At 29.0% G+C, this 10,301-nt stretch carries 4 protein-coding genes; 3 read left to right on the top strand and 1 reads right to left on the bottom strand.

From position 1 onward, the window contains the following. Nucleotides 1-37: 37 nt before the first annotated feature. Nucleotides 38-2,803: a hypothetical protein gene (locus ACWXVV_RS02760; protein ID WP_455984759.1), complete on the bottom strand. Its 2,766-nt coding sequence runs from the start codon at nt 2,801-2,803 to the stop codon at nt 38-40. Nucleotides 2,804-3,042: 239 nt separating this feature from the next. On the opposite strand from ACWXVV_RS02760, the gene ACWXVV_RS02755 reads away from it, so the two are divergent. The 3 genes from ACWXVV_RS02755 (at nt 3,043) to ACWXVV_RS02745 (ending at nt 10,267) form a co-directional block, all read left to right on the top strand. Then, nucleotides 3,043-4,794 carry a hypothetical protein gene (locus tag ACWXVV_RS02755; protein WP_455984758.1) on the top strand — a complete coding sequence of 584 codons (1,752 nt, stop codon included), beginning with the start codon at nt 3,043-3,045 and terminating at the stop codon, nt 4,792-4,794. Between the two features lie 841 nt (nt 4,795-5,635). Next, entirely contained in the window at nt 5,636-7,447 is a 1,812-nt protein-coding gene (locus ACWXVV_RS02750; protein ID WP_456012480.1) for a DNA methyltransferase, read from the top strand. A gap of 189 nt (nt 7,448-7,636) precedes the next feature. Continuing rightward, a complete protein-coding gene (locus ACWXVV_RS02745) occupies nt 7,637-10,267 on the top strand; it encodes a DEAD/DEAH box helicase family protein (RefSeq protein ID WP_455984755.1) in 2,631 nt (876 codons plus the stop codon). Nucleotides 10,268-10,301 lie beyond the last annotated feature (34 nt).

Here is a 10,301-nt window from a genome sequence, read left to right as displayed (position 1 = left end):
ATAAAAACACACACTCTTTTTCCGTTTGTGTTATACTTTAGATACCAAGGGTAAGGTTATTACCCATAAAATTTCAACAGTTCAAAAAATTCATTTTACTTACTTTAGATGCAAATTTATTCATTCCTTCTTTGTATACACTCTGCTCGGTATTTGTCATCGGCCTATTACTTTGACTATAAGCTTTATCATAAATTTTGCTTGCTAATAGGTTTATTTCTAAATTTTGATTGTCAGTTCTCAATTTATCATTTTTAGTGATATCGACTTGCGAGACATTTTCAATAAATGTATTAACTTGAGAATATGTTGATTTTAGATTTTGGTAGTATGATGGATACTCATCGCCATAAAAATTACTTTCATACTCGCTTATAAATTCTTTAGTATCATCTATAGTTGTTAAAGCAGTATTCAATTTGTTACCAAAATCAAGGGCATTTTTAAATTGCGTTTGTGATAATCGATATTCAGCAACACTCTTAAGGGCTGCATTGTGTCCAAATCAAGAATTATATGCTGTAATTGTTGAATTTAGCAATTGATTTGTTTTAGGTTTAGTATTTTCTAGGGCAATGAAAGATTTTAAATTTACGAGATCAACAAAAGCGCTTGTTTTAGCACTTAATTGACTTGTTTGGGTTACTAACTCTGCGCTTGTTTGAGTTAATTCATTAAATTTTTGATCTGAAAGTGTTATTTGACCATTTACTATTTTCGACAAGCTGCTTAAGGTGCTTTCAACATTAGTTTTAGCATTATCAAGTTGAGGTTTTACTTCATCTTCGGCTGCATTTAATTTAACTAAAGTTGCGATATTGCCATTAAGTTGATTTAACGTTGGTTTTAATGAAGCAATTTGTTCATCGGCTTTTGCTTTTTGTTTCACGTTATTTAAATTATCTAAAATTTCAATCTTTAGTTGTGAGTAAAGAGCGGTCGCATCTGTTTTGTAGCCAAGGTACAAAATAGCATTTTGTTTTCAGGTTTGTAACTTAGATTTCAGATCGTTAATATAGTTAGTATTTTTATCTTTATTTGCTTCTAATCAGTCATTTGTTGGTTGCAAGGCATCCTGTCAAAGAGTTTTGTATAAAGTCGCTTTGTTGTATAAGTTTTTGTAAAGTTTTACATTGTTGAATAGAACATTGATTTTAGTGTTTTGTGTGTAAGTGGTGTTAGCAATTTGTGTGTCTAAGTTACTTATGGTTTGTTTTGCTTGTGTATCAAAAGAAGAAATGAAACTGCGCAATTTGTTTGCTTGATTTGTTTGCTGGTTATTTGCTTCTTGAGTTAGGTTGTTTCAGTTAATCTCAGCAGTATTGATAGCAGCTTTTAATTGGCTATTTGCTTGTCTTAGACTTGCAGCATCATTAGTTGTTGAATTTTGATATTTATTAATTAAATTTGCTAGCGTGTTAATTGATTGAGTTATTTCGCTTGTGCGATAGCTTTCTTCAATTGATTGTAATCTAGTAAGCATTTGTTTTGCTGACGATAAATTAGCATTAAAGGTTACTTTTTCATTGCTATCTCTATCTTGTTGTTGTTTTTTAATATCTTCTATTGCTTTATTTAAGTTTTTAACAGCGTTTTCAAAATCGTTGGGCTTTGTTGTATCTTGAGGTTTATTATTTTTCAAAGCATCGTCAACTTTTTTGATTAAGTCTTGATAGAAATTATCACTGTTTTGCAAGTTTTTTTTCAAATTGTTAGCATCGTCAACTGACTTCTTGTATTGATTTTGTCTAAAAGCTAGTTCAGTATCTTGTACAGCTTTTAAAAGGTCTTTTGTTAGTTGTTGCTTAGTAGGAAAATCAGATGAAGCAAAGTCTTTGTTGTTTTGCTTGATTTTATTTTCAAGTTCATTTGCTAAGTTTTCTTTATTTTCTAAGTCACTTTGCTTAATATTTTTTAATAATTCGTTTGCTTTATTCAAAGCGTCTTGATTAGATTTATCAAGATCTTGTTGACGTTTAAGATTTAAAAGGTTTTTAATATCTTTGAATTTTTGTTTTAGATCATTCGTTTTATTACTTAGGGAGTTATAATCCTGATTGTCATAATCTTTTTGTACTATTTTTTTGTATTCATCAAAATTAGCTTTAAATTTGTCAACTTCATCCTTTATTTTCGATGTGTCTTCACTACTTAATCAATCTTCAATATCTTTGATTAACTCATCACTTTGACTTTTGACGTTGTTTAAATTTTGTTGCAATTGTTCTCTTTGTTTTTGGTCTAATAATTGTTTTAGATTTTGCTTTTTAGTAGCAAATTCGTCATTTTCTTTTTTGATTGCATTAGCATTTTTGTCTTGATAGTTTTTTGTTAAATTGTTTTTAAAACTCTCTAATTCATCACTAAGCTTTTTAGCTTCATCATCAATTAGTCTTGTGTCAGTATCATTTAATCATTTCTTAACATCATCAGCAAGCTTAGAACCTTTTTGATATAGAGAATCAAGCTCTTTTTGCAATTGTTGTCTTTTTAATTCAGCATTCTGTTTGCTTTGCTCAAGTAGTGATTGCAATTTTTCATTTTGTTCGTCTAATTGCTCTTGATTATACTTATCAATATCTTTTTGAGTTTGGTCGTATAAATTTTTAAGTTCTTGATAGTCACTTTCATCTTCATGATTACTTAAAAATGCTTTAGTTTCTTCTAAAGTTTCTAAAATCATTTCTTTATCTAATTTCTGTTCCGGTTTTTGTTTAGCACTTACTAAAAAACTAATTGATGTACCGACTGCAATTGAAGATAAAGCAGCGACTAAAAAAGCTAGTTTTTTCGTTTTTGACATCTTTTTCTCCTTTTAGTAAAATAACAATTATGTTATTTGTATTAAAAATAAGCACATAAATTGTAACATTATGTCGCACCAAAGTCTAGTTTAAAAACCCCCAAAGCCCCAATTTGCAAAAAAAAAAAAAAAAGCAACTTTTTCACTGACAAAATTCGATTTTCGCTGTTTTTTAAAAATTCAAAAGCAACTTTTTGGAAAATTATTACTTTTATAACATTTGTTATAATTTCTAAATTATGAAAAAGAAAAATAAAGTACTTTTTACAACCTTAATTGCCTTAGGTCTTACTGCTACTACTCTTGGAATTTCAGGACCACTCATTTACAAAAGATACAAAGAGGGTTGAAGTTACGATTCATCATACATCAAGCAATTTGAAAACAATGACATTTCAAGAGTCAAAATCAATAACGATTCAAGCTTTCGTTCAGTTTTAGAAAAACAAGAACAAGCTGACATTAATGTTTACTTTGCTTCACAGGGAATTCAAGCTTATTACAACTTGTTAAGAATGGCAATGTTGACTAAAAAAGAAGTTCACTTTGGAATCTGAAAAAGTGAAAACTCATTCCAACGTAAAACAAATGCCGAATACTTGGCTAATTTCTTGAAAAATTTGCGTCAAGTTGATAAAGATAATGAAGAAGAAATAAGAAAAAACACAACTGTTGAAGAATTTAGTAATCCTTTGTTTTGAGATATATTAACAACTTATGAAAACATTGTTAAAAATAATCCAAATAAGAAAGTTTATATCTGGATTAATGTCGACCACATTAAAAATAATCACAACATTTTGAGTCTTTTAAAATATTCAAATGTTTGCATTAATGGAATTGAAGACTCACAAATTCTACCTGGTTACATGGTTGATAGATTTGAAAAAGGATGAGTTAGTGAATCGGAATACAAAAATTCAGACACTGGCTTACTAGAAAATAATCTTGATATCATTGATAGAACCCGCCAATATTTAGTTTCAACTTTCTATCACAATGTTAACTTTTTCTTCACCGAGCAAAATGCAATTGATCGTTTCAAATTCTTAGGACTAACTAACATGTTTAATTTCTTTGACCAAAGTGATGAACAACTAAAACACAAAGAAATTAAAGATTACATTTTCACAACTCGTGATATTCAAAATAAACGTTATATGACTCATTGAAGTGCTATAACTGGTTTAAATTGAGAAGCAGAAAGAGATATTGTAAAGCAAGATTTTGCGCAAAATAACAAACCTTCATTGCTAGTATTTGGAACACAGTCTACTTGAGATTTAAATTATCTAATTTATTTAGCTGATAAATATGCAGACACATATAACATCTACTACAAAGGACATCCAGGTTCAAACTACAACAGTAATTGAGTAGAAACTAATCTTGATTTAGTTAAAAAGCCTTTAAAATACACAGATTTAGTAACTAAAGAATCAAAAACTTATACTCCAAAAGAAGGACACATTATTCGTGCTTTGGAATCACAAATTCCTTCGGAAGAATTAACAACAGACAATGTCTTTAGTCAAGAACCATTGCGTTTTGATAAATTCGCTGCAACCGATTTTACTTCAACAGCTCTAATTGGACTATTTAATGGTTATAACAATGCTAATGACTTGTTAGAAATCCAAAAAGTCGAAACTAACGATATTCTAACTAACTATCAAAGTGATGATTATTTAGAACAACTAGGTAAATTGATTTCAATTAAGATTCTAGGTAATTATTTGAAAACATCAATTAAAGAGTCTAGTCAAAACAAGAAATTAGATGACTTGACTAGTGATGATTTTGATTTTGTTATGCCAAAAGACAAGAAACCTTATCTTTCAGACGTTTATGATGTCAAAATCATTTCAAAAGAAACTAATAATAGCAATCAAGTACTAATTAAATTTAGTGCTAAAGTTCAATCCGCTTCAATCAAAAATGACAAAACTGAATATCCAGTAACTTTCATTTATGTAGGTCAAAATCAATAACAAAAAAGCAATCGCATTTTTTAGCGGTTGCTTTTATTTGTAACTTTTAATAAATTGCAATAAGTATTGTTTAGTCCAAATTAATGAAACTAAACTATACAAAGAAAAAATAATGTTTAACACTGAAAGAGTCATCATATTGCGAAAAGTAATATTAACAATAAGAATGATTAATATTAGTGCACTTACAAATAGCAAGCTACCTGAAATAAAAGTGAATGAATATCTTTTCTGAAAACTCTTTTCAAAACTTTGAATTGTTAAATTCGAAGTTTTATTAACCTTGTTTCATATCCAACAAATTGGCGCAATTATCAATAAACTCACTGCACAACTTGCTATTGTTAAACATAAAAATACAATAGTATAAATGTCCCGGATAGCAGCAACAATCGAATTACCATTGATTGTTAAAATGTCTAAATGCAAAATCAAGTCAAGAAGGAATTTTAGCACTACAGCACTAAAAATAGTTGCCATTAGGCCTAAAAATGTTTTATTTCAGAATTGTAATTTTGTTACCAAATTTTGTGATAGTTGATAGTTCATAAACTAAATATTACTGATTTTTGATCATTTAATTACTTTTCGCCTTTATTTTTCATTTTTTGCATTTTGTTTTCAACCGAAAAGAAAAATCAAAAATTAGCATTTTAAGACATACAAAAATAGACAACAATAACAATGATTAATTGCTCTTTTAAAGAGTTTATAAGCTATTTTCGTTTTTGGGAACAGAAAAAAATGCAACTTATTTATAATTATTTATAAATATTCAAATGAAAAATTTAAAAGTATCTTGAAGTAAGTCTGCATTTGTAGCTGCGATTAGGAGAAGAAAATGAAAAAAAATATTTTTGAAATAGTTGCTGACGTTTTGATGACAAAACAGAAATATTTATCTGGAGATGGAAGACTTTTAAAAGCAACTGTATATAGTGATGTTATGACAATGGAAAGTGATTTACTTACATTGTTACTTTCAAATGAGCAAATAAAAGATAGATTTTTCAAGAATGTAAATGGAGTTCTTGTTTTTGATAAGCAAAAATTTGCTTGATTTATCGAATCAAAAGAATTTCTGCCCGATTCTTATACTAGATACACTAACAAGATAGGATTAACAAACAATAATGGAGATTTTATTTCGAAATCAAATGATGTTATTTTAGACTTCCCATATAAAGATTGTGTTTTAGAAGGCGGGCAAGACAAGGAAGATCAAAGAAGAAAAGAAATTTTTTACAACGAAATCATTGCAAGTGATGAAATTACAAGAATGCTTGCTCCAAAAGTATTTACTAATGCCAAAAGGTACACAAGAGATGGAGTGGAAGAAAATATCACTTTCAATTCTGATGATAATTTGATCATAAAAGGAAATAACCTGATTGCCTTATCTAGCATACTTAAAAGATACGAAGGTAAAGTTAAGTGTATTTATATAGATCCACCATACAACACAGGAAACGACTCATTCAACTACAATGATTCATTCAATCACTCCGCATGATTAACGTTCATGAAAAACCGTTTAGAATTAGCGCAAAAATTACTAAGAGAAGATGGAATAATTTTTGTACAATGTGATTACAATGAACACGCTTACTTAAAAGTACTAATGGATGATGTTTTTGGAAGAGAAAACTTTATTAATAACATAACCTGCAAAGTTAAAGCGCCAAGCGGCTTAGCTTCCGGGGCTAATATGTTTTTTGATACAGCTGAATATATCTTAGTTTATTCAAAAAACAAAAAAGCAACTACCTATAATCACGTTTATCAAAATCTTGAGGTAGTTAATGAAACTTCCAAAACTAAAAATAATTACAATTATTTACTTAAAAAAATAGATAAAAGTAATTTAGAATTTTTAACCAATATAGATGGTGTAGATGTTTTTAGAGTCCCTAATGAAAATTATAAAATAGAGAAAATGACGTCATTTACACAAAAAGATTTTTATGACAACTTTGACAATGTGTTTCGTACAGCAAAACTTAGTGGAGGTGTTTACGAAAAAATCAAGAATTTTATATACACCATTGAAGATCGTAATGAAAGTCTTTTTCTTTATAGATATACTCCTAGCAAAGGAAAATATGAAAATATTACTTTGGATAGTTTGGTTTACAAAAGTCAAAGTGTGATTATGCTACCCGAACATGCTGTAAAAGATGAAAGTGACAAATGTGTTTACAAACGAGAACATGTGACCACAATCATGAATAATGATTGATGACAAGGTATAGCAAACGAGGGAGGGTTAACATTTAAAAATGGAAAAAAACCCGAAATTTTGATCAAGACATTGTTAGATATTGCAACAAATGAGAACGATTTAGTTTTAGATTTTTTCTTAGGATCTGGAACAACGTCAGCGGTTGCTCACAAAATGAATCGCAGATATATTGGGATAGAGCAAATGAATTATGTTCAAACAAATGTAATAAACAGAATGCAACACGTTATAAATAACGACCGTTACGGTATTTCGAACTCTATTAAATGAAAAGGTGGGGGTTCGTTTGTTTATTGTGAACTTCTTGAAAATGCAAGCACACTTATAAAAAACATTCAATCCGCAACAGAAGATAATATTTTAGAGATGAAAAAATCTATTTTTCTGATGAACGAATTGTTCCATATGTAACAAAAGATGAACTCGTAAAAGCTGATTCCGAGTTTGAAGCTCTTTCTCTTGAAGAAAAGAAAAAAGTTTTAATAGCATTGGTTGATAAGAATAAATTGTATGTAAATTATTCAGATATGGAAGACATAACATTCAATGTAACAGAAGAAGACAAGAAGTTTTCAAAATCATTTTATAAGGAAGTTTAAAGTGAACAAAGAAGATAGATTTTTGCACGAAAAATTGGAAATATTAAGAGAGACTGGTACTATCAACCATCTTCCTGATGTTATTCCGGCATGCTTGTCTAAAAACATTGTTTTGAGAGAATATCAAAGAAGTGCTTTCAAAGACTTTGTCTATTATTTTGAAAGTCCGAATTTACATAAAAAAGAGCAAATTCATACTCTTTTCCACATGGCAACAGGTAGTGGTAAAACCGTTATAATGGCAGGACTTATTCTATACCTTTATACAAAGGGTTATCGAAAATTTCTTTTTTTTGTTAACCAGACAAATGTTCTGGAAAAAACTATAGAGAATTTTACTAATCCTTTGTCAAGCAAATATTTATTCAATGAAACAATTGAAAACTTAGGCAAAAAAATAAGCATTAAAAGAGTGGAAAATTTTAGTGGCAATAACTTGGATGATTCTATTGAAATAATTTTTACTACCACGCAAAAGCTTCACTTAGATTTACGTGAACCTAAAGAAAACTCAGTAACTTATGATGATTTTGTAAAAAACAAAGTTGTTTTCATTTCTGATGAAAGTCACCACGTTAATTCACTTACTAAAAAGGCAAGCAAGAATGAGGAAGAGGATGCTACAAGCTGAGAAAAAACCGTTTTAGATGCTTTTAAACAAAATAACAATAGCATAATGCTTGAATTCACAGCTACTTGTGATTTGAAAGATCCGAATGTTTATGATAAGTATAAGAACAAAATAGTTTTTAACTATCCACTGGTTTCTTTTAGAGAAAGTGGATATACCAAAGACTTTCAAAACTTTGCAACAGATACAGATTTGTGACAACGAAGCCTTATTGCACTTGTGATGAGTGAATATAGAAGATTTTTGTTTGCAGACTTAAAATTAAACGTTAAGCCTGTTGTCATGCTAAAATCTCAAAAAATTGCTGAGTCTGAAAAATTTTATAATGAGTTTTTTGCAAAAATCAAAAATCTCACATCATATGAACTTGCTAATTTAGAACTTGCTGGTATTGAAACTTTAACAAATGCGATTCAATATTTTAAACAAAAAGATCCTACCCTGGAAATATTGGAACACTCAATTAAAGCCTCTTTCACCCAGGAAACTTCGATCATTATGAATGGATACTCTGATAACAATAAAGAAAAACAGCTATTAGTTAACTCTTTAGAAGATTTAAACAACCCTATTAGACTAATCTTTGCTGTTGATATGTTAAATGAAGGGTGAGATGTTCTTAATTTATTTGATATCGTTCGTCTATACGATACAAGACAAGGGAGTGGAAAACCAGGAAAAATTGGACAATATACAATCAAAGAAGCACAACTTATCGGTCGTGGAGCAAGATATTGTCCTTTTGTTGTAGATGAAGATGAAGAGCATAAATTTAAAAGAAAGTACGATGATGATCTTTTAAACAAAAATCGTATTTTAGAAACAATGTATTTTCACAGTAAAAATGATTCAAAATACATTTCAGAACTTAAGCAAGCGCTTATTGAAACAGGATTACAAGCACCTAATCCTTCTACACTAGAATATAAATTGAAAGATAACTTTAAAAATAGTGATTTTTATAAAAAAGCTTTTGTGTATTCTAATAGAAGAATTCCAAGAAGTAGAGATGATGTAAAGACTATTGAGCCAAGTATGCGAACTAAAGTTCATCATTATGCAACATCTTCAGGACATGGTAACATAGTCGACTTGTTTGAAGATGTCAATCAAGAATCAATAATCTCGACAAAAGAGAATATAAAAAGCATTAAATTCAAGGACATTGATCTGAATACATTACTTGGTGCGATTGAATGCTTTGAAGAACTGAGATTTGATGTTTTAAAAGCAAAATATCCTACTTTAAAATCTAAAAAAGAATTTTTAATCTCTGATGATTTTTTGGGAAACTCAAGAGTTGAAATTAAATATCAAAAAGATGAACTTAAAGGTAAAGATGTATTTGAAGCAGTAAAAAAAGCACTAAGTAGTGTAGCTTCACATGTAATGTCACTAAAACCTGAGTATGTAGGTTCTAAAGAATTTAGTCCAAAAATGTTAAAAGATGTTGTAAAAGACAAAAAAATATATCTTGAAAAGATCGATATCAATGGTGGTAAGGGAGCATCGCAAACTTACAATTTCAACGATGCATACAGGTTAGATTTGGAAAATGAAAATTGATACGTATTTAATGATAATTATGGTACTAGTGAAGAAAAACTATTCATTAAGTATTTTAAAACTGATATTGAACCAAAATTAAAAGCAAAAGAGCTTGAATACTATGTAATCAGAAATGAAAGATTTGCTGAATTAGCAATATATTCATTTGAAGCAGGAGAAAGATTTGAACCTGATTTCTTGCTTTTTGTTAGAAAGAAAGAGGCCACTGGAGGAAGTTTAGCATATCAAGGATATGTCGAACCAAAAGGAAGTCACTTAGTAGAACAAGAAAAATGAAAAGAAGACTTTTTATTAAAAATAAAAGATGATCATAGTGTCATAGGAACATTTGCTGATCGTTATAAAATCATAGGTCTTCCATTCTTTAACCAAAAAAGAGAAATAAAGGAAAAATTTGCCAAGGATGTGAACGAACTTATTTCTGAGTTATAACAAGCTTATATATGCAATTAATCTAATTTGTGTT

This window comes from Mycoplasma sp. 3392 (genome assembly GCF_053851755.1).
Note: the sequence above shows the minus strand (reverse complement) of the source record. Positions and strands in the feature narration are given on the sequence as shown.